Source organism: Thermovirga lienii, from assembly GCF_036847465.1.
Taxonomy (GTDB): Bacteria; Synergistota; Synergistia; order Synergistales; family Thermovirgaceae; genus Thermovirga; species Thermovirga lienii.
Genome location: NZ_DAITZW010000013.1, coordinates 1 through 21,826 on the forward strand (window position 1 = coordinate 1; position 21,826 = coordinate 21,826).

The 21,826-nt window shown below is 48.7% G+C and carries 21 protein-coding genes and 1 riboswitch; of the genes, 14 read left to right on the top strand and 7 right to left on the bottom strand.

What is annotated here, in order from left to right; all coding sequences use genetic code 11:
* A partial coding sequence (locus tag V7Z69_RS05110) for a PAS domain-containing protein (protein WP_334138929.1) occupies window positions 1–216 on the bottom strand: 216 nt, incomplete at its 3' end.
* 401 nt (window positions 217–617) lie between these two features.
* Between V7Z69_RS05110 and V7Z69_RS05115 the strand changes: the two genes are divergently transcribed.
* The 3 genes from V7Z69_RS05115 (at window position 618) to V7Z69_RS05125 (ending at window position 3,796) form a co-directional block, all read left to right on the top strand.
* The gene (locus V7Z69_RS05115; protein WP_014162534.1) at window positions 618–1,010 is read left to right on the top strand and encodes a hypothetical protein; all 393 of its coding nucleotides are present in this window, start codon (window positions 618–620) and stop codon (window positions 1,008–1,010) included.
* A gap of 25 nt (window positions 1,011–1,035) precedes the next feature.
* Window positions 1,036–2,805 carry a choline/carnitine O-acyltransferase gene (locus V7Z69_RS05120; RefSeq protein ID WP_334138931.1) on the top strand — a complete coding sequence of 590 codons (1,770 nt, stop codon included), beginning with the start codon at window positions 1,036–1,038 and terminating at the stop codon, window positions 2,803–2,805.
* 70 nt (window positions 2,806–2,875) lie between these two features.
* Window positions 2,876–3,796, top strand: coding sequence for a DMT family transporter (locus tag V7Z69_RS05125; RefSeq protein ID WP_334138933.1), 921 nt, complete (start codon window positions 2,876–2,878; stop codon window positions 3,794–3,796).
* Between the two features lie 7 nt (window positions 3,797–3,803).
* Here the strand turns inward: V7Z69_RS05125 and V7Z69_RS05130 are convergent, their stop codons facing one another.
* Entirely contained in the window at window positions 3,804–5,039 is a 1,236-nt protein-coding gene (locus tag V7Z69_RS05130) for a phenylacetate--CoA ligase family protein (protein WP_014162537.1), read from the bottom strand.
* A gap of 425 nt (window positions 5,040–5,464) precedes the next feature.
* On the opposite strand from V7Z69_RS05130, the gene V7Z69_RS05135 reads away from it, so the two are divergent.
* Window positions 5,465–6,649, top strand: coding sequence for an aminotransferase class I/II-fold pyridoxal phosphate-dependent enzyme (locus tag V7Z69_RS05135; protein WP_014162538.1), 1,185 nt, complete (start codon window positions 5,465–5,467; stop codon window positions 6,647–6,649).
* A 7-nt stretch (window positions 6,650–6,656) separates the two neighbouring features.
* Here the strand turns inward: V7Z69_RS05135 and V7Z69_RS05140 are convergent, their stop codons facing one another.
* Window positions 6,657–7,403 (bottom strand): Mut7-C RNAse domain-containing protein, encoded by a 747-nt coding sequence (locus V7Z69_RS05140; protein ID WP_014162539.1) that lies wholly within the window; start codon window positions 7,401–7,403, stop codon window positions 6,657–6,659.
* A 101-nt stretch (window positions 7,404–7,504) separates the two neighbouring features.
* Here V7Z69_RS05140 and V7Z69_RS05145 point away from each other — a divergent pair, with 101 nt between their 5' ends.
* Window positions 7,505–7,906 carry a secondary thiamine-phosphate synthase enzyme YjbQ gene (locus V7Z69_RS05145; RefSeq protein ID WP_014162540.1) on the top strand — a complete coding sequence of 134 codons (402 nt, stop codon included), beginning with the start codon at window positions 7,505–7,507 and terminating at the stop codon, window positions 7,904–7,906.
* On the opposite strand, the gene V7Z69_RS05150 is transcribed toward V7Z69_RS05145, so the two are convergent.
* Window positions 7,903–9,414: an alpha,alpha-trehalose-phosphate synthase (UDP-forming) gene (locus V7Z69_RS05150; RefSeq protein WP_334138937.1), complete on the bottom strand. Its 1,512-nt coding sequence runs from the start codon at window positions 9,412–9,414 to the stop codon at window positions 7,903–7,905. The genes V7Z69_RS05145 and V7Z69_RS05150 overlap by 4 nt on opposite strands.
* A gap of 180 nt (window positions 9,415–9,594) precedes the next feature.
* Here V7Z69_RS05150 and V7Z69_RS05155 point away from each other — a divergent pair, with 180 nt between their 5' ends.
* Together V7Z69_RS05155 and V7Z69_RS05160 are read left to right on the top strand one after the other, a co-directional pair.
* Window positions 9,595–10,281 carry a ribose-5-phosphate isomerase A gene (locus V7Z69_RS05155; RefSeq protein WP_014162542.1) on the top strand — a complete coding sequence of 229 codons (687 nt, stop codon included), beginning with the start codon at window positions 9,595–9,597 and terminating at the stop codon, window positions 10,279–10,281.
* A 1-nt stretch (window position 10,282) separates the two neighbouring features.
* Window positions 10,283–11,194, top strand: coding sequence for a DMT family transporter (locus tag V7Z69_RS05160; protein WP_014162543.1), 912 nt, complete (start codon window positions 10,283–10,285; stop codon window positions 11,192–11,194).
* Here the strand turns inward: V7Z69_RS05160 and V7Z69_RS05165 are convergent.
* On the bottom strand, window positions 11,191–12,957 hold the full coding sequence (locus tag V7Z69_RS05165) for a hypothetical protein (RefSeq protein ID WP_014162544.1): 1,767 nt from the start codon (window positions 12,955–12,957) through the stop codon (window positions 11,191–11,193). The two genes, V7Z69_RS05160 and V7Z69_RS05165, sit on opposite strands and share 4 nt — an antisense overlap.
* 181 nt (window positions 12,958–13,138) lie before the next feature.
* Here V7Z69_RS05165 and V7Z69_RS05170 point away from each other — a divergent pair, with 181 nt between their 5' ends.
* Window positions 13,139–13,942, top strand: a complete 804-nt coding sequence (locus V7Z69_RS05170) for an ATP-binding protein (RefSeq protein WP_052299861.1) — start codon at window positions 13,139–13,141, stop codon at window positions 13,940–13,942.
* Here V7Z69_RS05170 and V7Z69_RS05175 read toward each other — a convergent pair.
* A complete protein-coding gene (locus V7Z69_RS05175; RefSeq protein ID WP_014162546.1) occupies window positions 13,903–14,415 on the bottom strand; it encodes a type 1 glutamine amidotransferase domain-containing protein in 513 nt (170 codons plus the stop codon). The genes V7Z69_RS05170 and V7Z69_RS05175 overlap by 40 nt on opposite strands.
* 122 nt (window positions 14,416–14,537) lie before the next feature.
* Here V7Z69_RS05175 and V7Z69_RS05180 point away from each other — a divergent pair, with 122 nt between their 5' ends.
* The 4 genes from V7Z69_RS05180 (at window position 14,538) to pssA (ending at window position 18,950) form a co-directional block, all read left to right on the top strand.
* Entirely contained in the window at window positions 14,538–15,053 is a 516-nt protein-coding gene (locus V7Z69_RS05180) for a nitroreductase family protein (protein ID WP_014162547.1), read from the top strand.
* A 95-nt stretch (window positions 15,054–15,148) separates the two neighbouring features.
* Window positions 15,149–17,596: a DNA gyrase subunit A gene (gene gyrA / locus V7Z69_RS05185; protein ID WP_334138942.1), complete on the top strand. Its 2,448-nt coding sequence runs from the start codon at window positions 15,149–15,151 to the stop codon at window positions 17,594–17,596.
* Between the two features lie 6 nt (window positions 17,597–17,602).
* Window positions 17,603–18,235, top strand: coding sequence for a phosphatidylserine decarboxylase (locus tag V7Z69_RS05190; RefSeq protein ID WP_334138944.1), 633 nt, complete (start codon window positions 17,603–17,605; stop codon window positions 18,233–18,235).
* Entirely contained in the window at window positions 18,219–18,950 is a 732-nt protein-coding gene (gene pssA, locus V7Z69_RS05195; RefSeq protein WP_334138946.1) for a CDP-diacylglycerol--serine O-phosphatidyltransferase, read from the top strand. The genes V7Z69_RS05190 and pssA overlap by 17 nt, the downstream gene beginning before the upstream one ends.
* A 71-nt stretch (window positions 18,951–19,021) precedes the next feature.
* Here pssA and thiT read toward each other — a convergent pair whose 3' ends face one another.
* A complete protein-coding gene (gene thiT, locus V7Z69_RS05200; RefSeq protein ID WP_014162551.1) occupies window positions 19,022–19,522 on the bottom strand; it encodes an energy-coupled thiamine transporter ThiT in 501 nt (166 codons plus the stop codon).
* A 92-nt stretch (window positions 19,523–19,614) separates the two neighbouring features.
* Window positions 19,615–19,722, bottom strand: a riboswitch (TPP riboswitch).
* 130 nt (window positions 19,723–19,852) lie between these two features.
* Here thiT and V7Z69_RS05205 point away from each other — a divergent pair.
* Both V7Z69_RS05205 and V7Z69_RS05210 read left to right on the top strand, forming a co-directional pair.
* Window positions 19,853–20,935: a threonine synthase gene (locus tag V7Z69_RS05205; RefSeq protein ID WP_334138949.1), complete on the top strand. Its 1,083-nt coding sequence runs from the start codon at window positions 19,853–19,855 to the stop codon at window positions 20,933–20,935.
* Between the two features lie 33 nt (window positions 20,936–20,968).
* Window positions 20,969–21,823, top strand: coding sequence for a fumarate hydratase (locus tag V7Z69_RS05210; protein WP_334138951.1), 855 nt, complete (start codon window positions 20,969–20,971; stop codon window positions 21,821–21,823).
* The last annotated feature ends 3 nt before the right edge of the window (window positions 21,824–21,826 follow it).

Consider the following 21,826-nt stretch of genomic DNA (forward strand, 5'->3'; position numbering starts at 1 on the left):
TTTTTTGGCCTCTTTTTCTAAAATGGCAGTATCCTTGACGTAGATTAAGCTTTTTACGTTGTTACCCAACATTTCTTCTTCTGTGTAGCCTAGGATTTTATGAATGCTTTGAGATGTCTTTATTATCCGTAGATCCTCATCAAAGACTATTATGGCGTCCGTGGAGGTCTCAAATATTTTGTCAAATAATAAACTTTTTTGGTTCATGTCTCTCATTGTTGATCGTCATCCGCCCTTTATCTAGCTAACCAGCCGCCATCCACGCATAATATGCGGTCGTTGATGTAGTCGGAGGTACATGATTCCAGGAAGACCGTGGCTGTTTCTCTAACTAGTTTGAATGCCTCTAAAATCAATTAAAGTCCACCGCCAATTTAGAGTTTAAAGACAGATAGAAAGGTACACTTTTTAAAACATTTGCTGTTATAGCGTCCGCAGAATACTATCAAAAGTATAAAGATCTTGCAATCCTTTAGTGCTTGTATTGTATGGGATATTGACAGAAAACCCGACAGGAAGTACGCTATTTGGGTAAAGTAATAAATGGCAACAGGAACGTTTTTTGAAGGAGGGGTTTTGGTTGTACTTTGCTCGACCTACTTAGGGAGGTGAGCTTGATGGCAAGCAGGATGACCACAGGGGGAAGGTCCTACGTGGTAGCCAGAAACTCTGCAAAGGGAGATTTCGAGCTCGTAAGTAGGATGAAGTACCCTTACGTAATCATAGAAGGTAAAAGGCCTCTATTGAGGCTGGTGAAGTTCGTAGATTTCATGTCAAGCACTCCCGATCCGGTGGAGAACGGTTTCTTTGTGGCGTGCTCCCGCCCATACGAAGGGGAGAACATAACCTACGAGGGTTACGCCTCGGTCATAGTCGAAGTTATGGACTACGTGAAAAAATCTGGTCTCCGGTGTTGTATAATTTTCTCGTCCTCGGCCTGTGTTTATGTCCATCCTGATGAAACTATAGAAGCCTCTGTTACTCCAGATGAATACATAGACCTTGTATAAATCTACATAGGAGGGTGCAGAGAAGATGCAAAATATACCAAAGTTGCCGGTACCGCCTCTGGAAGAGACGGCAAGGAGGTACTTGTCGTGGATTGCACCTTTTGTGGATTCGAGCGTTCTGAAGGAAGCAGAAGAATGTGTGGAGGAGCTTCTGTCGGAAAACGGAGCAGGGATATTCCTTCAGCGTAAATTGGAGGATTTTTCGCAAAGGGAAGACGTGGCCAATTGGCTCGAACCCTTCTGGATAGAGGCGTACCTTTCTGAGAGACGTTCCCTCCCTCTTTACAGCAACAACGTGTTCTATAAGCTAGCCCTGCCTCCAACTTCGAACGAGAAAGAAAAAATATGGCGAGCGGCTAGCTTATGTCACTGGGCAGGAAGATTTTACAACCTCGTAATGCAAGATGAGCTGGAGCCTGAATGGGACCATGGCCAAAGGTTGTGCATGTCTCAGTACAAGAAGCTTTTCGGCACCACCAGGATACCCCGAAAGTCCATTGATGAGATAGTTAGTATCTGCGATGGAGAAGGAAGCGCTGTATCTAGACATGTAACGGTCATACGCGAAGGGTGTATGGCCTTTGTGGATATATTGGACGAAAATGGCGAAGTTTTTCCCGTGGAAAGACTTGCCAGCGGCTTAATGCATATCCTGAAAAACATAAACCATAGGGAGGGCATAATTGGGGCGGGGGTTTTCACTGCCCTTCCCAGAGAAGAGTGGGCTTCTATATGGGAGATCCTTGAAAAGGAAGATCTGAACCGACATACGTTAAATAAGCTAAAGTCTTCCCTGTTTGTTTTGTCCTTTGATGATGCTTCACCACGAACGTTGGAGGATTTCACCATCAAGGGACTTGTGGGCTCAGGTAGAAACAGGTGGTGTGACAAATCCTTGGATATTATCGTATTCGAGGATGGTCAGGTGGGTTTGACCATGGAACACACCTATCTTGATGGATCTGTTGTGGTAAGGCTCTGTTCCTATTTGGTCTCCAACGTCAAGAAGGAACAGGTTGGTTACTTCGGTGCGGAAGATTGTTTGCCTTGGGAGAAAGGTGTGTTACTTGGAGACGAGGAGTTGGAGGGAAAGCTGGCCGAGGCCGAAAAATGGCTTGAATCAGCCAAGGCAAAGAGCTTTTTTCGAGTAGTGGAGCAAGAGGATATAGGGAGGACTTCCCTGCGCCTCAAAGGAATAACTCCCGATGCCTTTTGCCAGATGACCTTACAGTTGGCTCAGTACAAAGCAATGGGCAAGTTCGTCAACTCCTATGAGACCATAATGATGCGCCACTACCACCACGGCAGGACGGAGGCCCTAAGGGCCGTTACATTCGAATCCAAGGAGTTTGTGAGGACCATGCTGGATAAGCTCTCCTCGCCCAATAAAAAATGGGAAGCCTACATAAGGGCTCAAAAGAAGCACAAGATGCGTATCGCCCTGTGCAAGTCTGCAAAAGGAGTGGAAAGGCACCTTTTCGGATTAAAAAGCATTTATGACCACGGCGGCATGTTCGGGGTGACACTAAAGAGTCCTCCGTCTTTGTTTGAATCCAGGTCGTGGAAGATCTTGAATCACTCAACTATCGCTACAAGCACAAGCAGTCCCGACGGCTTGGAATTGGTATGCTATGGTCCAGTGGTGGAGGATGGATTCGGTGGAAGGTATTTAGTCTTCGATGATAAGGTCTTTTTCTGTTTGAGTGCTCGAAAAGAACAGGCCGAGACGCTGGAAGTTCTTTCGAAGAGCCTTATGGAGGCCATAATCATGACGTACAGAATTGCAAACTTATAGCAGTTTAGTTTTTCTCCCCTCTGGCGTAAAACCAGTGATGGTGTACAATGAAGAGGCCAGGGGGGGTGAAATGTTGTATATCTTAGGGCTTCTGCTTGCTGTTTTTGCCTCTGCCCTTTGGGGGACCACAGGGCCCTTTTTCCGGATAGCTGGTCAGTGGGGATTGGACGTCATAACGGTCAACTTCGTAAGGTATGCCGTATGCTCTTTGGCGCTGTTGTTTTTCGTCAAAAAAGGAAACACAAAGTCATGGGATTGGAAAAGTCCTCTTTTCATCCTCGGTTCTTCTGGTATGCTCTTGAGCAGTTTAGGGCTCAACGTGGCCTTCATGAGGATATCTATAGGGCTTTCCATGGTCATATATTACAGTGCTCCTTGTTGGGTGATGTTGGGAAGCTGGCTTTTTTGGCGCCATAAGGTCACGGTGGTTCAGGTTGTCGCTTTCGTCATGGCTTTGCTTGGTATTTGGAAGGCCTTAGGTGGGGCCCAAGCTCAAGGCACGTTGGACCTTGTGGGAGTGGCAGCTGCTTTGTTGGCGGCCATGGGGTATGCTACCTATGTCTTGAACGGGCACTTTGGACCAGGTAGGAACGATAGATTGGGCATGTATGCCAGGACCTTCTTTGTGGCCACGGCCATAATGACGGTCTTGGCCATTTGTTCTGGCAATTTGGGAGTTTTGCTTGGTCTTCCTCTGAGGGCTTGGCTGGTGCTCTTTTATCTTGCGGTGTTTTGTACACTCATTCCTTATGGCCTTTTCATTCTGTCCTTGAGGTTCATATCTGGCAATGCTGCTTCCATAGCAACCATGAGCGAAGTTCCCTTCTCCATGATGTGGGCCTTCTTTATTTTATCTGAAGTGCCTGAAACTTCAGCAGTTGTAGGTGGTGCCATAGTGCTTTCAGGGGTGGCGTTGATGTCTCTTGAGCGTAAGCCGAGGAGAAGCTCTTTGGAAAAAAAGGGGGAGAGGGGTTCCTCTCCCGCAGAATGAGTCCCCCTCAGATGGCGCTTCTTATCCGTTGTGACTTCCCCTCGCTTCTTTCTATGGTTCCAGGGGGAAGAAGGTGAAGCTCCACTCTTATGCCCAATATATTGTGAAGGTTGGACAAGGCCTTGGCTTTAAGTCTTTCTTCAGCCTCAGGGGAAAGGTGTTCTAACATCTCAGAGTAGACGTGAAGGTCCTTATGTCCTTCCTTGCCAACTACTTCAAGGTAGTAATGGCAGGAAAGTCCCGGTGTCCTGCCCAGGGCCGTTTCCACTTGTGTCGGGAAGACGTTCACTCCCCTTATTATCAACATTTGGTCTGATCTGCCTCTTATTCGGGCTATTCTGGCTCCTGAGTCGCCACAGCTGCACTTTCCAGGGAGGATCCTTGTTATATCTCTTGTCCTGTAGCGTATTATAGGCAGGGCCTCTTTTGTCAGGGTGGTTATAACCAGCTCTCCTTCTTTTCCTTCCTCAACAGGTCTTCCGGTGTCGGGGTCTATTATCTCCGCGATGAAAAAGTCCTGGGCCAGGTGAAGACCCTCTTTTGCAGGACATTCCATGGCGACGCCGGGGCCCATTATTTCCGAAAGCCCATACACGTCAAGGGCAGTAATTCCAAGGCCCTCCTCGAGGGTGTGCCTCATCGTTTCAGACCATGGCTCCGCACCGAATATACCGAGGCGAAGCTTTAGGTTCCGTTTTTTCTGACTTAACATCTCGGAAAGTTTCAGGGCATAGGAAGGGGTGCACGCCAAAACCGTGGTTCCCAGGTCTTCCATGAGCATGAGCTGCCTTTCTGAAAATCCCCCCGAAGCTGGTATTACAGCGCAGCCAAGCTCTTCTGCCCCATAATGCAGCCCCAACCCGCCAGTGAAAAGCCCGTATCCGTAAGCTACTTGTACTACGTCTTCACTTCTGACGCCCGCCCTGGAAAGACATGATGCCATGGCGCTGGTCCAGGTTTTTATGTCCTTTCGGGTGTATGCTACTACCGTAGGTTTCCCGGTGGTCCCAGAGGATGCATGAAATCTCACGATCTTCTTTCTATCGCACGCAATAAGGCCCATAGGATAAGTGTCTCTCAGGTCCTCTTTCGTCGTGAACGGCAATTTCCTAAGGTCATCCAGGGAGGATATGTCTTCTGGGGTTACGCCCACGTCCTCCATTTTTGCCCTGTAGTGGGGGACCCTTTCCCATACTCTCCTTATCAGCTCTTTGAGTTCCTTGGTCTTTCTGCCTTCTTTCATATTTATCTCCTCCTCAAGGTCATTTGCAAGTATAAAAAAAGGCCCCCACCTTTCTGTGGGGGCCCTCAGTTCGCCTGTGTCCAGCGCCTAACTGGCACCGGTCCTGCGAACGGGACCCGCGCCGGTAAAAAAGAAAAAGAAGCTGCAAGCGCTGCTTATATTTATGTTTACTTCCGGAGTATGCATTATACCTTCCTCCAAATGTTGTATGTTTTATGTCGTTGGAGGGTTTATACCACTCTTCTTGCTATCTTGTCAATCCCTTTTTTGGGTCAGGTCTTTATTTTTGGTGTTTTTCGTCAAGGGATAGATATTCCTTTGTTCCAGAAGCTATAGCTGGCGCAGGATAGCCTTTTAAACAGGTGCATATTTTGATAAAGTATCAAAGTGCGATATGGCTGATTTTAAATAGGGGAGGTTGACCAATGCCGTATATTGCGAATCGAGTAAACGCAGGCGAGGAAGGGGTATTTTGCCTTTTGCAGGATTGGATGACCCAGGCCAGGAAAGACGGTAAAGAAATAATAAACCTGGGCGTGGGAAGTCCCAACAGGCGCCCGGCGGACCCTATACTGCGGGAGCTTTTGGAGACTGCCACGGAGGATAAATCTTACGAATACCCATTTATTGATCCCCAACTTCCTGAGGCTATTGCAGGGTGGTACAAGGATAGGTTTGGGGTTTCTCTTGAACCTAAAAACCAGGTATTGCCTCTTTGGGGTTCCCAAGAAGGTTTTGCCCATTTCCCTCTTGTGGCCATGGAGCGAGGTGATCTATGTATCCTTCCAGATCCGGGTTATCCCATCTATCATTACATGCCCAACATGGTAGATGGCTGCTCATGGCACCTGCCCCTGGAAGAGAAACGGGGCTTTATGCCTGACTTTTCTTTGGTGCCAGAGGATGTGGCGCAAAGGGCCCGTTTCATGGTCCTGAACTACCCCAATAATCCCCTTGGCGTAGGGGCCACACTGGAGACCTTGGAGGAGGCCGTTAAGTTCTGCAAGAAGCATGATATATGGCTAATATACGACAACGCCTATTGCGAGCTAGCCTTTGACGGTTTCAGGCCCCCAAGTGTCTTGGAGGTGGAGGGGGCTATGGATGTAGCGGTTGAGGTCAATTCCTTTTCCAAGACCTTCAACATGGCGGGCATGCGAATAGGATTTGTGGTGGGGAATGAAAGGTTCATAAAGGCTCTCGGTCGACTCAAAGGCAATATAGACTATGGCCTTTTCATGCCCGTGCAGAAGGCAGCCATAAGGGCTTTGACTCATCCGGAGCGAGACGGGATCATTGCGGTTACAAGACAGATGTATCAAGAAAGACGAGATGCTTTCATAGAGGCTGCTGCTCAAAAGGGTTGGAAGGTTACACCTCCTATGGGAAGCATGTTCATATGGGCAAAGGTGCCGGAATGTGACGATGATATGGCGTTCGTTGAGTTTTGTATAAAAGAGGCCGGTGTAGTCGTGACTCCCGGCAGAGCCTTTGGGGAAAAAGGACGAGGATACGTTCGTATAGCATTGGTGAGGGAAACAGAAACCCTGGCGGAGGCCGCTACCAGGATAGCCGAAGCTCTAGAGAGGTGGGCCTGTTCAAGGGCGTGATCTTGGGTCATGAGCAACCCGCTATCCTGCGCAGTTTTTCCTCTATGTGTTTGTGGTGAGAGCCTCTCCAAAAGACCTTGCCGCATGCAGGACACTGAGTGAATTGATTGTACATCAGACGAGTTAGGGGCTCTAGCCGATCCAGAACCTCCTCTTTGGAAACAGGCTCAAGAACTTGGTTGCAGTTGGTACACCTGGTGAAAAGCTTTATTTGATCCGAAAGCCCATAAAAGAGAATTACTTCGGCAAGTTGATCCCAGGGGGAGATTGATCTTATCAATTTCCCCCAGTTTATTGACTTTCGCATCAGAAGTTCTCTGTCCTTGGTCAAAAGGATTTTGTTGTACTTGCTGGCTAGATTCGCCAACTCCTTGTCTTGCCAGCTTGGATCATAGAGGGTGTCAAAACCTAAGAGCCTAAGGAGTTTTGCTAGCCTACCGACGTTTACGTCGGCCACGAAAGATACTTCCGCCACAGGGTTTGGTCTGAGCAAGGACGGTTTCGTTGCGTTCACTGGGGGCGTCAGGGGATAAACATGAATTGTTTCTCCATGGTTGGGGATGTAGCCAAAAATTTTTCCCTCTCCCCCAAGTTCTATTCTCCCTACTTCTGTATGGGGGACACCTTGGGATTCAATAAGGTCCTTGACCGATGCAATCCTCTCAAAGACTTTGGCAACTCTTCTTTCTGTACTTTCGGGGGCATTTCTTAGAAAATACAGTAAATCTCCATGGAAAACCAAGGTTATGCTCATATTTTCTCCTCGTGTTTGAATTTATTTGCCCATTTGAGATACATTTATTGTACCCCTGTGAGGCTTCGATTGGGGATCGTATTATAGAGGGAGGGATTTTTGTGTTGATTAGGCTGAACATCAAGTCCACTCAGAGAACCCAAATGATAGATATAACAGCGCAAGTAAAGAAAGAGATCGAACGAAGCGGCATAGATAGCGGTTTTTGCACCATATTCGTGCCCCATACCACGGCAGCTGTAACCATAAACGAGGCCGCAGATCCCGATGTTTCCAGGGACTTCATGAAGGAGATAGATAAAATAGTGCCCTTTGATGACGACTACAGACACATGGAGGGGAACTCAGCCGCTCACATAAAGTCTTCACTCGTGGGGATATCCGAAAGGCTGATAGTAGAGGAAGGTAAGCCACTATTGGGAAGGTGGCAAGGAATATTCTTCTGTGAGTTCGACGGTCCTAGGAACAGGGAAGTTATATTGAAAATAGAGAGAGGCTGCTAGAAAGCCTCATCTCTTTTGGATTTTATCCCATAGAGAATGGGAGCTAGCTCCTTCTCGGGGAAGTCCACTAAAGCCTTGCCTGCTGCTACGCGCAGGAAGTTGTTTACCCACCAGAAAACGTCCTGCTCTCTTATGTTTTTGCGCAAGCTTCTCATTCGTGCTTTTTTCTCCCTTTGGGGCATAGAAACGCCTTTCAGTATGGCTTCTGCAACTCCCTCTATGTCGTAGGGGTTGACGATCAGGGCGTGGCGGTACATTTGGGCAGCGGCTCCGGCAAACTCGCTTAGTATCAGGACTCCGTCGTTGTCCAGCTTGCATGCACAGTATTCTTTGGCTACCAAGTTCATTCCGTCTCTGAGGGGGGTGACCAAGGCTATATCAGCGAGCCTGTAAAGAGCTATAAGCTCGTCCTTTGGCACGGAATGGTACATGTAGTGGACGGGAACCCACCCTGGAGTGGTGAATGTTCCATTTATGCTGCTCACCAACTTTTCAATCTTATCCTTCAGCTCGGAGTAGGCAGGAACCTCCTCCCTGCTTGGAACGACTATCTGTACTAGGGTTACGTTTTCATGAAGTTCAGGATACTTTTCTAGGGCCATCTGAAAGGCCCTGAGGCGCAAAGGGATGCCCTTGGTGTAGTCCAGGCGGTCTACGCCTAAGATTACCGTTTTTCTGTGCAGTCTGCTTTTATATTGTTTGAGTATGGAGTGAACTTTCTCAGCACCGGCCATGGTCGTAAAGCCTTTGAAATCGATGCTTATAGGAATGTAAGCGGCCTTAAAGGTTCTGTTTCCGTCCGTTACTTCGACGACTGGTCCTCTTCCATAGGTCTTGAATTTTTTGGAAAAGCTGTTTAAACAACTCAAAAAGTTTTTCCGGTCCTGAGCGGTCTGAAAGGCCACGAGCTCGTATTCCATTAAATCTGCAAGGAGTTCATACCGCCAGGGGAGTTTCATGAAGATGTCGGGCGAAGGAAAGGGTATGTGCAGGAAAAAGACGCATTTTCTTTCGACGCCTAGCTCCTTTAGCTTCCGAGCTAAGGGTATCAGCTGGTAGTCATGTACCCAAACTAGGTCGTCTTTCTTGCTGTGCCTTGCCACCACTCGGGCAAACTTTCCGTTCACGTTCCTGTAGGCCTTCCAGTAGTGAGGTTCGAAGTTAGCCAAACCGGGCAGGTCGTGGAAAAGGGGCCATATTATTTCATTAGAAAGTCCATAGTAATACAGGGATACTTCTTCTTGATTGAGAATGACGGGGAATATGCGGTACCCTATCTCCTTGGACATTTTGTCCAGTATTTCTCGACAGGTTCTAAGCCCCACAGGCTCCGTAGCGCCGGTCCAGCCTATCCATATGCCGCCTCGGTCTTTCAGTATGGGGCTCAAGGCCGACACCAGCCCGCCTGCTGAAGAGCTAACCTTCCAAGATGTTCCTTCTTTTTCCATTTTTATGGGTAGGCGATTTGAAACTATTATGAAGCGGTCTTTGCTTTTCCTATCCGTCAAGAACCATTACCTCCTAATTGGGATAGAATATACTAAGAGGACTTGGTGCGAGGTAAAGTCTTTAGCAGAATCCAGCATGTTTTGAAGGTTCCTAGGAATGACAGTTTCATTATACCGTATTTTAATATATTATCAAAAAAGTTCGAAGAATAGAGCTGTTTAACTGGGGGACACTCTGTGATGGTAAAGTTTTATGTCGTAGAGGAAGTAATAAAGGAGATAAAAAGTGGAATGTTTGTGGGTATTGGAACGGGACCGGCTGTAGAATGTTTGGTCAAAGAGATGGGACGCCGGCTCGTGGGTGGGGAGCTCGTGGACATCTGGACTGTACCCTGCTCAAAAAAAATGGAGCTTTGGGCTAAGGAATGTGGAGTACCATCTACCGACCTTGACGACAGGGGGCTAGATATCTTTGTGGAGCAGGTAGATATGGTGGATGTGGAGCTTATGGCGCTAAAAAACAGTGGAGATTTTGTTGACGGAAAGGTGGCGGCGAGCTCTGCAAACGAGGTTGTGGTGATCGCTACGGAGGGCCCTGTAGAGAACTTGGCTTACTATAAGGGACCTCTTGCAGTGGAGATAATCCCCTTTGGTTTCATGGCCACGTTGAAGAGGATATATGAGATGGTTGGTGAACCAGTTTTGAGGAGGGACCCCCTTTTGAACGGCCCGTTGGTGACCGAAAGGGGCAATTTTATGGTAGATGTATACTTCGAAAGGCTGCCTGTGAATATGGCGACAATCAATGAAAAATTGATAACCATTCCAGGTGTAGTGGAGACCGGCTTCTTGGGAGGTCTGCCTCATAGGGTCTACATCTCTTGCGAAGAAAAGGTAAAGGTGCTATGCCGTGGGCGAAAGGTGTGAAATGAATTTCCTTAAGGGCATATTGATGATGCTGACGGCGACGGTCTTTTTCGGGACCCTCGGCCCTGCTGAGCGCGTGGCGCTGGAAAACGGCGTCACTCCAGCAGGAGTGTCTTTCGTTAGAGCAGGTGTAACCGCTCTAGCTGGAGTCCTATATTCAGCTTTCAAGGCCCCTCATGCTCTCAAGATAAGTGTTAAAGAATTTTTCACGTTTGCCCTGACGGGCCTTTTCGGCGTAGTTTTCGTACTTTATTTTTCCAACATCGCTTTTGTGACGATTCCCGTTAGCTTGACGGTTCTTCTCTTTTATACGAATCCTTTCTGGACGATAATGATAGCTGCGTTCCTGGGAAAGGAAAAAATAACTGCTTTCAGGGTCGTGGTAATAATCGTGGGTTTTTTGGGTGTGTGGCTGGCCGTCGGGAGCCCTTTTAGCGGAGATTTCAAGCTTTCAGGAGCGTTTTTTGCTGTGGCGTCAGGTGTGGGATACTCTCTCTACATGGTGAACACCCGATATGGCACGGGACAGAAAGCCCCACTTAAGACCTTCGTGCAGATGTTCATCTGGGGTACTGTGATCATGGCAGCTATCATGGCAGTGCGTGGGGAGATTCCTGATCTTGGAAGTGTTCCGCCGAAGGGATTGCTTGCTGTTGCCCATTTGGCCTTGTTCCCAACGGTCCTTTCCTATGCCTTGATCAGCATGGCCCTTAGGTACATCCCCAGCGTGGTGGCTTCTCTTACGTCCATGACGGAGATCGTTTTTGCAGGATGTTTTGCTTATCTTTTGTTGGGAGAAAAGCCCACCCTTGGAGCTGTGCTAGGAGGAACTTTGATAATGGGAGCAGTAGTTGCAATCATTTTGGAGGATAAGTGGCGGAGAAGAGGCCTTCCCCGCCACGGTAGCAATTAGTGGATAGGTGTTCTGATCTTTCTCCCGTCGGCCATGGTTATTATGACTTCGAACAGGTCTGGCTTGGAACCAAAGACTCCGTCGTCCGCCAGCCAGAGATGTAATGTAGTGTTTCCCGAAACGGTCAAACTTATGGAACCATCTGCGTTAGATAAAATCCCTCCTGAGGCAGTCTTGGTCACGACTATGTTCCAGTTGCCGTTGCCAGGTATGGTGTCCCATTTTAGCCCCCCTCCGCCCATTTTCTGTATGGTGATGCTCTTTATTGTTCCGTTTACGTTGGATAGTGCAAGTTCCACGTGAGCGTCCACGTTGGCATCTGGGGGTTCAAGCAGTGATGAGACCTCTCCTTTTCGTAAATAATTTTTAGGTCCTTTGCCGAGGAAACGAGCCTTTGCTTCCTTGGTCGCCGTAATTTTGGGCGGCAAAGGCTCTTCCAGTGTAATTGTCCTGATAATCTTTCGCTCGTAGATCCTTCCGTCCTCCGCAACGGCTATTAGCTTGTAGGAGGTGTTCCCTTGGCTAAGGGAACCATTATCGGATATCCATAGATTGACTTTGAGCGTTCCGTCGAAAGGAATGGATACAGCGCCTCTCTCGTTGTTGATTATGTTCCCTTGACTGTCTGTTACGCCTATCAACCACTTTCCGTTTTGCGGAAGGGTGTCCCACTCAGAGGTTTCGTCGTCTCCCCTCACTATGAAGCTTATGATCCTATTTTTCCCTTTTAGCTCGGCTTTGATAAGCCAATCAGGTTCTCCATCCCCTCCCAGGGTCTCCCCTTTATTGGTTATATCCACCTCTGAAGGAGTGTAAAGCCAGGCAGAAACTATGGTTTCGCTGCCTGGAGTTGACGAAGGCTGAGAGTAGGGTGGGGTTGAACCTCTTAGGGTGGTCCCGTCGTTTAACTTTACAATTACTTCATAGCTGGTATCGCCTCCGTTGACCGATCCATTGTCGGAAAACCAAAGATCCAAGGTTGTATCGCCTTCGACGGTGAAAAGGACGCTGCCATCGCTCCTGTTTTTTATGTCTCCATCCTTTACCACACATATGCCCCAGATGCCGTTCCCAGGAACGGTATCCCATGCGGACGATGTTCCGTCCAAATTTCTGACCACGATTTCTGTTACGACGGATATTGCATTGAACCGCACTCTGAAATGAGCATCCCTGAAACCGTCAGGTTGGATTACTTCGCTCCGCCGTGTTAGGTCCTGATTGCCTATGCCAAGGTTTACCACTTCCATTGGGAAGGTCTCTCCTGGGGGAGATGTGCCTTGTTCCTCAACGGCTACCCTGCCTTTGGCAGTGCTTCCATCAAGAAACGTCACGGTCACTTCGTATTGTTGGCTTACAGAGAAGGCTTCTCCGTTATCTGCAATGTAAATGTGCAGGGTTAAAAAGCCCAAAAAGGGCAGAAGGGGCACGCTCCCTCCCGGCTCCATCAGAATCTCTCCCTTTGAGTCCTGAATAAGCATTTTGTTGCTTGATCTTCCCCACGTTTGGCCTGTACCTAGCGCTCTTATCTCTACATTGGACAGGGCACCTATCCCCTTGATAGATACCACGAAGTGAGCCTCCGGGGTTCCGTCTGGAGATTTGGTCCCGTCAAGGGAAATAAGGTCACTTGACATGTCCGAGAAACGGAGGCTCTCTATTTCTCCCATCGCCCCAAAAGCGGGAAGAGGAGCGGCAAGGAGCGCTACTAACAACAGCAAAACAGGTATCATGTATTTTGTTCTTGGGTGATTTGACTTCATTGCTCAACCCTCCTTATCGTTCGAATGACACAGTTTATGCAATTGATTTCAATCTCTCTAGTATTATATCACTTCAGCAAGACAAAGGCATGAGGGGCTTTTGTTTTTACTCTTCGTGTGCTATTATCCTTCGGGGCTAGAGTTCTACCCGGCATTTTCCTTTCTGTGTGAGGTGCTTCGGTTGGGAAAGGTCATAGTATGTGGCAAGGGAGGTAGCGGCAAGAGCACCGTTACTGCTCTGCTTGCTCGTTATTTGGTTGTAAGTGGACGGTCCGTATGTGTGATTGATGCAGATGAAAGCAATACCTGTCTTTATAGGATGGTTGATCTGCCTCATCCCGGACGGACTTTGGCTGAGGAGCTCGGTGGCAGGCCAGCGATAGTCAAAAACTGCTCCTCTGTGTGCTTTGACGAGACTAACTTTCCCCAAAAGCTGCACGTAAAAGATTTGCCCTGCAGTTGTACAAGCTGCAGGGATAATTTATATCTTGTCTCCATAGGAAAGATAAAGGAGATGGGAGAAGGCTGCTCTTGCGTCATGACTGATCTTGCCAAACAGTTCATCTCAATGCTTTATGCAGGAAGCTGGACGTATTTGATAGATACAGGCTCCTCCATGGAGCACATTGGCAGGTCGCTGTACGATGTGTGTGATGCCTTTTTGATGGTTATCGACGGGACGTGGGAGTCTCTAGAACTAGCCGTCAAAATGAAGGAATTCGCTGAGAGGCTGAACAAAAAGATATATTGGGTTTTAAATAAGGTAAAGGACAGTAATTTGACTTTCATGGCAAAAGCCTTGGAGGAAAGGGGCTTGAAGCCCCAAGGGGTTGTTCCCTATATATCACTCTTCGAGGAAGCAGCCCTAAGGGGGAACCCCTTGCCCCTTCAGAAAGAGGTAATAAGAAACATAGAAAGCCTGGCTTCTGCCTTGGCCTTTGGTTCTCAGCTTGAGAGCGCTTTTATCACTTCTTGCATGAAGTAGGGCAGATCCGAAGGTTTACGGCTTGTTATTATATTTTGAGAGTTTACAACGACCTCGTCCACCCACTGAGCTCCTGCGTTCTCCAGGTCATCTTTTATGCTCGGATAGCTGGTGACCTTCCTGCCTTGGACTATTTTTGCCGACGCTAGAACGCTTCCTGCATGGCATATTCCAGCTACAACCCCTCCGCTGTCGTAAACTTGGTTGACGAGCTCAAGGATCTCCTTGGATAACCTAAGCTTGTCGGGCGCCCATCCGCCGGGGATTATTATGCCCCTGAGCATCTTGCCCTTCAGGCGTTGGGGATCGTATGTTGCCTCAATGGTGGTTCCGTACTTTCCTCGGTAGAGCATGGGAGCAACCGGAGCAACAATCAGGGGTTCAAAGCCTGCCTCTTGGAGTCGGTAGTAAGGGTACCAAAACTCTATATCGTGAAAATCATTTTCTACAAGAATACCTATCTTGTTTTGCATGTTATTACCTCCTTCTAGTAATTTGTTTAGTTGTTTACCTGGATATTATAGCACCACGCTTGTGTCTGTTTGTATGGTTTATAATAAACCAGACGAAAGGTTTATGTGGAGGTTTGAGTACTATGAACGAAACGATACAAAACATACTTGCCAGAAGAAGTATAAGACGATTTCAAGAAAAACAAGTGGAGAGAGAAAAGGTTAAACTGATAGTGGAATGTGCCTTTGCTGCTCCAAGTGCTGGCAACAGCAGGCCGGCTCATTTTATTATAGTGGAGGACAAGAAAGTGCTCCGCTCCTTGGGAGAGGCTCATCCCTTCGGCAAGATGCTCAAAGCTTGCCCATTGGCGATAGTGGTGTGCGGAGATCCGACGCAGAGTGACCTCGCGTCCCTCTATTGGGAAGAGGATTGCTCTGCTGCCATGGAAAACATTCTCTTGGCGTCCCAAGCTTTGGGATTGGGTTCTGTGTGGCTGGGAGTACAGCACAATCCCCAAGTGGAATTTGCAGTGAAGGAGATCCTAAGCGTACCGTCTCATATAAAGGTCTTGGGAATAGCTGCAATAGGATATCCGGCAGAAAAAAAGGACCCACACGAGGGGATATTGGACGGCAAGGTCCACTTAAATAAGTGGTGATCCCGGAAAAAATGTAGCAAATTCATAAATCTGGGGGTACAATAAAAAATCGTGCCCATAGATTGATCGTTGCTATTAAGAAGGAGAGGTAGATTATGGAAAGGAATTCAGGAACTCTTCCTTTTGGCAAAGTGGTTCCTTTGCCCTTGGAGGAAGAGATAAAACATAGTTATCTGGATTACGCTATGAGCGTAATAGTGGGGAGAGCGCTTCCTGACGTCCGCGATGGGCTTAAACCCGTCCAAAGGCGGGTACTTTATGCCATGCTGGAATTGGGATTGAGGCACACTCAGCCCTTCAAGAAATCGGCCAGGGTCGTCGGTGAGACCATGGGTAAGTACCATCCCCATGGAGACTCGGCAATCTACGACACTATGACCCGAATGGCCCAGGATTTCACCATGAGGTATCCCTTGGTTGACGGACAGGGTAACTTTGGCTCCGTAGATGGGGACCCGCCAGCGGCCATGAGGTACACAGAGGCTCGCCTTTCCTTTATGGGCGAGATGATGCTTTCGGACATAGACGAAGAGACTGTGGACTGGGGGCCCAACTTCGATGATTCTCTCCAGGAACCATTGACCCTTCCCACCAGGCTCCCCAACTTATTGATAAATGGAAGCACAGGAATAGCTGTGGGTATGGCCACGAACATCCCCCCTCATAACCTAGGAGAGGTAATTGATGCTTTGTGTTATCTTTTGGAGGAACCTCAGCCGGAACTAGACGAGATATTGAGGAGGATGCCTGGACCAGATTTCCCTACAGGGGGAATAATCCTGGGCAGGGACGGGATAGTCGAGGCGTACCAGACGGGAAGAGGCAAGATAACTGTAAGGGGCAAGACTCACGTTGAAGAGGGCAAGAGAGGGAAAAGCGCCATAGTGATAACCGAGATTCCGTACATGGTCAACAAGACTAGCCTACTTGAGAACATAGCAAAGGGAGTTCAGAACAAGGTCCTTGACGGTATAACTGACCTTAGGGACGAGTCGGACAAGAGGGGTATAAGAATAGTATTGGAGTTGTCCAGGGATGCAGATCCCAACTTGACCCTGAGGCAACTTTACAGAAGAACTCAGCTTCAGACGACCTTTGGCATCATCAATTTGGCTCTTGTGGACGGGGAACCTAAGGTTCTGTCCATAACCCAGATGCTAAGCCTTTTCCTGGATTACCGGCGTAGCGTGGTTAGAAGGAGGACGGCCTACCGGCTGCGCAAAGCTAAGGAGAGGGCTCATATAGTCGAAGGGCTTCTTAAGGCCATAGACATGATAGATGAGGTTATAGCCCTCATAAAAGGATCAAAGGATACCGCAGAAGCCAGAGCGGGCCTGATAGAGCAGTTTGGTTTTACCGAAGCCCAGGCACAGGCCATTTTGGATATGCGCCTTCAAAGGTTGACAGGTTTGGAGAAGTATCGCCTGGAGGAGGAGCTAGCTGGACTTTTGGCAGACATATCAAGATACGAGAGCATCCTCTCCAGCGCAGCTGTGCTTGATGAGGTGGTCAAGGAGGAACTCCTGGAGGTGAAAACCAAGTTTGCCGATAAGCGGCGAACGGAGATCATGAGCGCTGAAGAGGACGTGGAGTTCGAGGATCTGATTCCTGAAGAAGAGATAGTGGTGATACTTTCACGGGATGGCTATATCAAGAGAATGCCCCTTCAGACCTACCGCTGTCAGGGTAGGGGTGGCAAGGGCGTCAAGGGTGCAACGCCCAAAAGCGGTGATGAAGCCGCGATCATCACCGTTTCCTCGACCCACAGGGATATATTCCTGTTCGCCTCCCGGGGCAGGGTCTACGCCATAAAAGGGCATGTCCTCCCAGAGCCGAAAGTTGGCAAAGGAAGGCTGGTGAGCAATTACATAAACCTTGATGCAAACGAAAGCATAGTCGCCGTTGCGGACAGTAAGCTCAAGGGGGCAAAGTATGTATTTTTCATAACGGAAAAGGGGACAGCCAAACGTTTGCCCGCAGAGGAACTAGTGAACCTCACAAGAGCAGGAAGGATAGTGCTTTCCCTTGGAGAAGGGGATAAGATAGCCCGCGTGCGGTTTACATCAGGAGAGGATGAATTGCTCTTCGTGACAGCTCATGGGAAAGCATTGAGGGTGAAGGAAGATGAGTTCCGTCCCATGGGGAGACAGGCTAAGGGAGTAAGAGGAATACGTCTGGCTTCCGGTGACATAGTAGTGGGTTGCGATGTTATAAAGGAGGGCAAGCAGACCTTCCTGGTCAGTGCAAAAGGAGTAGGCAAGAGGACCGAGTACAGTGAGTTTACCTGCCACCATAGAGGAAGCGGTGGGGTAAAGGCAATGTCCATATCTGATAAGACCGGCCTTTTGGTGGGCTCGTGGAGCCTTGCTCCCGAGGACGAGGTTATGCTCATGACGAGCATGGGAAGAGTTATAAGGCTGGACGCAAAAGATATCTCCATCTTGAGCAGGGTGGCTACAGGCTACAGGGTCGTAAAGCTCGAAGAGGGCGACGAGGTAGCGGATGTCAGCGTGATACACGGCAACGAAGATGAAGGAGAATAGTTCGCCATGAAGATTGCTTCAGAGGGCAGGGCCAGCATCCTTGTTGCGCTGGCCCTCTGTCTTGGTTTTTCGTTTTTAAACATATATTTGGCTGCACTTTTCGGTGTTGTAGGTCTTTTTTTGCTCTGGTTTTACAGGGACCCTGAAAGAGAAGCTCCCAACATTGAGGGCGCTTGGGTCAGCCCAGCCGATGGTAAGGTTGTGGAGATCGAAAGGGCTTATCACCCCTTCACGGGGGAAGCGTGCAAGGTGGGTATCTTCATGTCTCCTCTTGATGTCCACGTGAACCGGTGTCCTTACGATGGAGATGTTGCCTTTCTGGAATACGCTCCCGGCAAGAAATGGATGGCCTTTGAGCCCAAGGCCTCTGAGCTGAACGAAAGATTTTACGTGGGCCTTGATACTAAGCGAGGCAGGGCCATGGTGGTTCAAATCGCGGGCTTTTTGGCCAGACGAATAAGTTCAACGGTAAATATGGGCGAAAGACTTAAGCGTGGTGACAGGATAGGTATGATAAAATTAGGTTCTAAAGTGGACCTTTACCTGCCCGATGGCGTCAACCCGGTGGTCAAAGTCGGAGATAAAGTCAAAGCAGGAATATCGATAATAGGAGAGGATAGCTTTGAGGAAGAGGCGTGAGAAGATACCCTTCAGGAAGTTGGTACCGAACATGATAACCAGCGGCAACATGCTGTGCGGCATGTTGTCCTTGGTTTTGACCTTGCACGGCCATTATGTTCCCTCGGTGATTCTCATATACATGGCCGTGGTTTTTGATTTCATGGATGGTAAGGTCGCAAGACTAATGGGTGGTAGCAGCGCCTTTGGTGGCGAGCTGGACAGCTTGGCGGATGTGGTAAGCTTCGGTGTTGCACCTGCTATGTTGATATATGCCTATTATTTGAGAGGCTTCGGCGGAGCGATGGGCGCCCTTGCGGTTGCTTTTTTCGCTCTCTGTGGGGCTTTGAGGCTTGCTCGCTTCAATGTGGAGCATGCCCCAGGGCCGTTCAAGGGACTCCCAATACCTGCTGGAGGACATTTTCTGGCTTCCTTTGTCTTTGCGGGTGTTGAAGTGCATCCTGCTGTTATGGCGCTTATAGCTGTGGGCACTGGCCTGCTTATGATATCCTCTGTGCCCTTTGGCAACTTGAAAGGGATAAAGAAAGGTTTTCTGAATAAACAAAAGGCCGCTTTTCTTTGGGTTTTAGCTTTTTCTCTTATATTTGTGCTGAGGGAAAAGGCCCCGCTAGCTGGTATAGGTATTTATATCGCAAGCGGTTTCGTTGGCATAGATTGGAGTAAGTGGCTGAGTTGCCAGGAAGATGAGGCTTATACGAGAAAGAATAATGATTGAATGGGAGTTTTAGTTCTCTACGAAGGTGATGGCAAGAAAGGGGGAGGCAAGATTTGCCTCCCCCTTTCTCTTTACAGATTTTTGAGCCGTGGCCATATCAGGTAGGTTAAAATTACGGCCAGTACCAAGTTTGGGATCATGTAGCTTCCGTTGTATACTGCGGAATAAACCCAGACGTTGGTTCCCTCCGGGGCGTAGCTTCCGAAGAAGACTACTCCAGAAAGGAGATGACACAAAAACCGTAACCCTGATCCTAAGGCCAGCCCTCCCCAGAGAGGTTTTTTGATGAGGGCTGCAGCCCCTAATGCGCCGAAGGCCAAGGGGTAATCCAAGAGGGCTTGCACTGGATGTACCACGTAGCCACTCAGGATCAGCTGTAGTATTCCTGCGATGGCTCCAGCGCCCACTCCAGCCTTCAGCCCCCTGCGCAGTGCAAAAAGGAGTATGGGCACGTTTTCCAAAGTCACTGAGCCTCCTTGGGGCATGTGCCACAGCCTCAGATACGAAAGGGCCAGGGCGAAGGAAGCGGCAAGGGCTCCCTCTATTATGAGCTTTATCCTTTCGTCTTTCACGGGGAATCCCTCCTTTCTCATAAGGGCCTTATGGCCTTGTCTAGGGGGGAACCATCCAAATCATGCTTGAAGGGGTTAGGAAGATAAGGTCGGTGAAAAGCGATGCAATTTCCTACGCCGGCATGACCCGGATCAGGTTCAAGGGGTCGAGAATACATCTCCTCTCAGCCCGCATATGGCAGGCTCCCCCATTGCAAAGCAATTTATAATCCTAAAAATAAATAATGTCAAATGGCTAAGTTAAGCTGAGGTGTATAGTGATTTGCTGTGGTATATTTATCCCCGTAGCCTTTATATAGAAAATCTACTTCAGAGATGGTGGTTTAAAATATGGGACTTAGGATATATTGCCCCGAGTGCGGCAAAAGTTATGAACCTCATTTAAGACCTCCGAGATGTTTGTGTGGTAAGCCTCTTTCTTCGACTACTGATTGGCAGACCCTGGATATGGATTCCTCAAAGAGGGGTATATTCCGCTACTCATCAGCGCTGCCCCTAGTGAATGAAGATCTTTCCATGGGCGAGGGTGGGACCCCCTTGATTCCTGCCTTGGGGAGAGAGAATTTGTTCTTGAAGCTGGATTTTCTGTGCCCCACGGGCTCTTTCAAGGATAGAGGGGCGGTCATGGTAGTGGCGGATGCCGTCGAAGCTGGTTGCGATAGTTTAGTCATAGATTCCTCTGGCAACGCAGGAGCCTCAGTTGCAGCATACGCTTCCAGGGCCGGTATAAAGGCTCATGTGGTGGTTCCTAAAGGAACGTCTGAGGTGAAGAAGAAGCAGATTGCTGCCTTTGGAGCTTGTGTTGTAGAGGTGCCTGGAGGAAGGTCTGAAGCGGCAAAGAAGGGGTTGGAGATGGCCGAAAAGATGTTTTACGCCAGCCATGTATGGAACCCCCTTTTCTTAGAAGGAACCAAGACACTGGCCTTTGAAATCTGGGAGCAGCTTGGAGGGGTGGCGCCCGATGCAGTTTTGTCTCCAGCTGGCAATGGAACCATGCTCTTGGGGCTCTATAAAGGTTTCAGGGAGCTTATGAAAAGATGCTTAACGAAAAGAATGCCTAAGATATTTGCTGTGCAAGCAGAGCAGTGTAGTCCTCTTTACAATGCCTTCACCAGACAGAGGAAGAGAATAGGCAAGACTATTGCGGAGGGTATAGCCGTCTCAGACCCGCCTAGGCTTAACGAGATGCTTAGCGCTGTGCGTACTACTGGCGGAAGGGTAGTGGTGGTCTCTGAAGAAAAGATAGCAGCTGAACAGGTTAGGTTAGCCAAGGAAGAAGGATTATTGGTGGAGCCTACCTCGGCTGTAGCACCAGCGGCAGAGGGCATCCTGAGGGAGATGGGCCTTATAAACCCCAGTGACTTGGTAGTTATTCCTCTTACCGGTTCTGGCATGAAAAAACCTCCAGTATAAGAGGTTTGGATAATCAGGAAGGAGAGTGAGCCTGTGAACGTCAGGGAGATACATGTGGGTATGATAGAGGAGGCGGTCAAATCTCTTTTTTTGAAGGCCAATACGTCTATTGGCCAAGATGTATACAATGCCCTTATGGACATGAAGGACAAACATGAGAGGTCTCCTTTGGGCAAGGACATATTGGACCAAATTCTGAAAAACCACGACATAGCAAGGGACAAAGGGATAGCCATGTGTCAAGACACGGGGATGGCAGTGGTCTTTTTGGATGTGGGGCAAGACGTTCACTTTGTAGGAGGTGCCTTGGAGGAGGCCGTTAATAAGGGAGTTAAGGGAGCGTACGAGGAGGGTTATTTCAGAAAGTCTGTGGTATCCGACCCCCTCTTTGACAGGAAGAACACCGGCACCAATACCCCAGCAGTCATACATACCAGGATAGTGAAAGGAGACAGAGTGAAAATTCTTGCCATGCCGAAGGGGTTCGGTAGTGAGAACATGAGTGCCCTCAAGATGCTCACTCCCGCTGCAGGCGTTGAAGGGGTGAAAAAGTTCGTGGTCCAAACGGTAATGGAGGCTGGGCCTAATCCCTGTCCACCAACCGTTATAGGAGTAGGGATAGGAGGTACCATGGAGCAGGCGGCATTGATAGCCAAGAGAGCCACAGCCAGGCCAGTAGGATCACGTAATGAAGATCCCCGCTATTCTCGACTTGAAGAAGAGATATTGAAAGAGATAAACGATCTAGGCATAGGACCTGGTGGACTGGGAGGAACGACCTCTTGTCTTGCGGTTCACATAGAGTTTGTTCCGGGACATATTGCTGGAATTCCTGTTGCGGTAAATATTTGCTGCCATGCCTGCAGACACGCAGAAGTGACCATTTAGGGG

Coding starts and splice junctions, on each gene's coding strand:
- V7Z69_RS05115 (WP_014162534.1), top strand. CDS start 618: ATGGCAAGCAGGATGACCACAGGGGGAAGGTCCTACGTGGTAGCCAGA.
- V7Z69_RS05120 (WP_334138931.1), top strand. CDS start 1,036: ATGCAAAATATACCAAAGTTGCCGGTACCGCCTCTGGAAGAGACGGCA.
- V7Z69_RS05125 (WP_334138933.1), top strand. CDS start 2,876: ATGTTGTATATCTTAGGGCTTCTGCTTGCTGTTTTTGCCTCTGCCCTT.
- V7Z69_RS05130 (WP_014162537.1), bottom strand. CDS start 5,039: ATGAAAGAAGGCAGAAAGACCAAGGAACTCAAAGAGCTGATAAGGAGA.
- V7Z69_RS05135 (WP_014162538.1), top strand. CDS start 5,465: ATGCCGTATATTGCGAATCGAGTAAACGCAGGCGAGGAAGGGGTATTT.
- V7Z69_RS05140 (WP_014162539.1), bottom strand. CDS start 7,403: ATGAGCATAACCTTGGTTTTCCATGGAGATTTACTGTATTTTCTAAGA.
- V7Z69_RS05155 (WP_014162542.1), top strand. CDS start 9,595: ATGGTAAAGTTTTATGTCGTAGAGGAAGTAATAAAGGAGATAAAAAGT.
- V7Z69_RS05160 (WP_014162543.1), top strand. CDS start 10,283: ATGAATTTCCTTAAGGGCATATTGATGATGCTGACGGCGACGGTCTTT.
- V7Z69_RS05165 (WP_014162544.1), bottom strand. CDS start 12,957: ATGAAGTCAAATCACCCAAGAACAAAATACATGATACCTGTTTTGCTG.
- V7Z69_RS05175 (WP_014162546.1), bottom strand. CDS start 14,415: ATGCAAAACAAGATAGGTATTCTTGTAGAAAATGATTTTCACGATATA.
- V7Z69_RS05180 (WP_014162547.1), top strand. CDS start 14,538: ATGAACGAAACGATACAAAACATACTTGCCAGAAGAAGTATAAGACGA.
- gyrA (WP_334138942.1), top strand. CDS start 15,149: ATGGAAAGGAATTCAGGAACTCTTCCTTTTGGCAAAGTGGTTCCTTTG.
- V7Z69_RS05190 (WP_334138944.1), top strand. CDS start 17,603: ATGAAGATTGCTTCAGAGGGCAGGGCCAGCATCCTTGTTGCGCTGGCC.
- V7Z69_RS05205 (WP_334138949.1), top strand. CDS start 19,853: ATGGGACTTAGGATATATTGCCCCGAGTGCGGCAAAAGTTATGAACCT.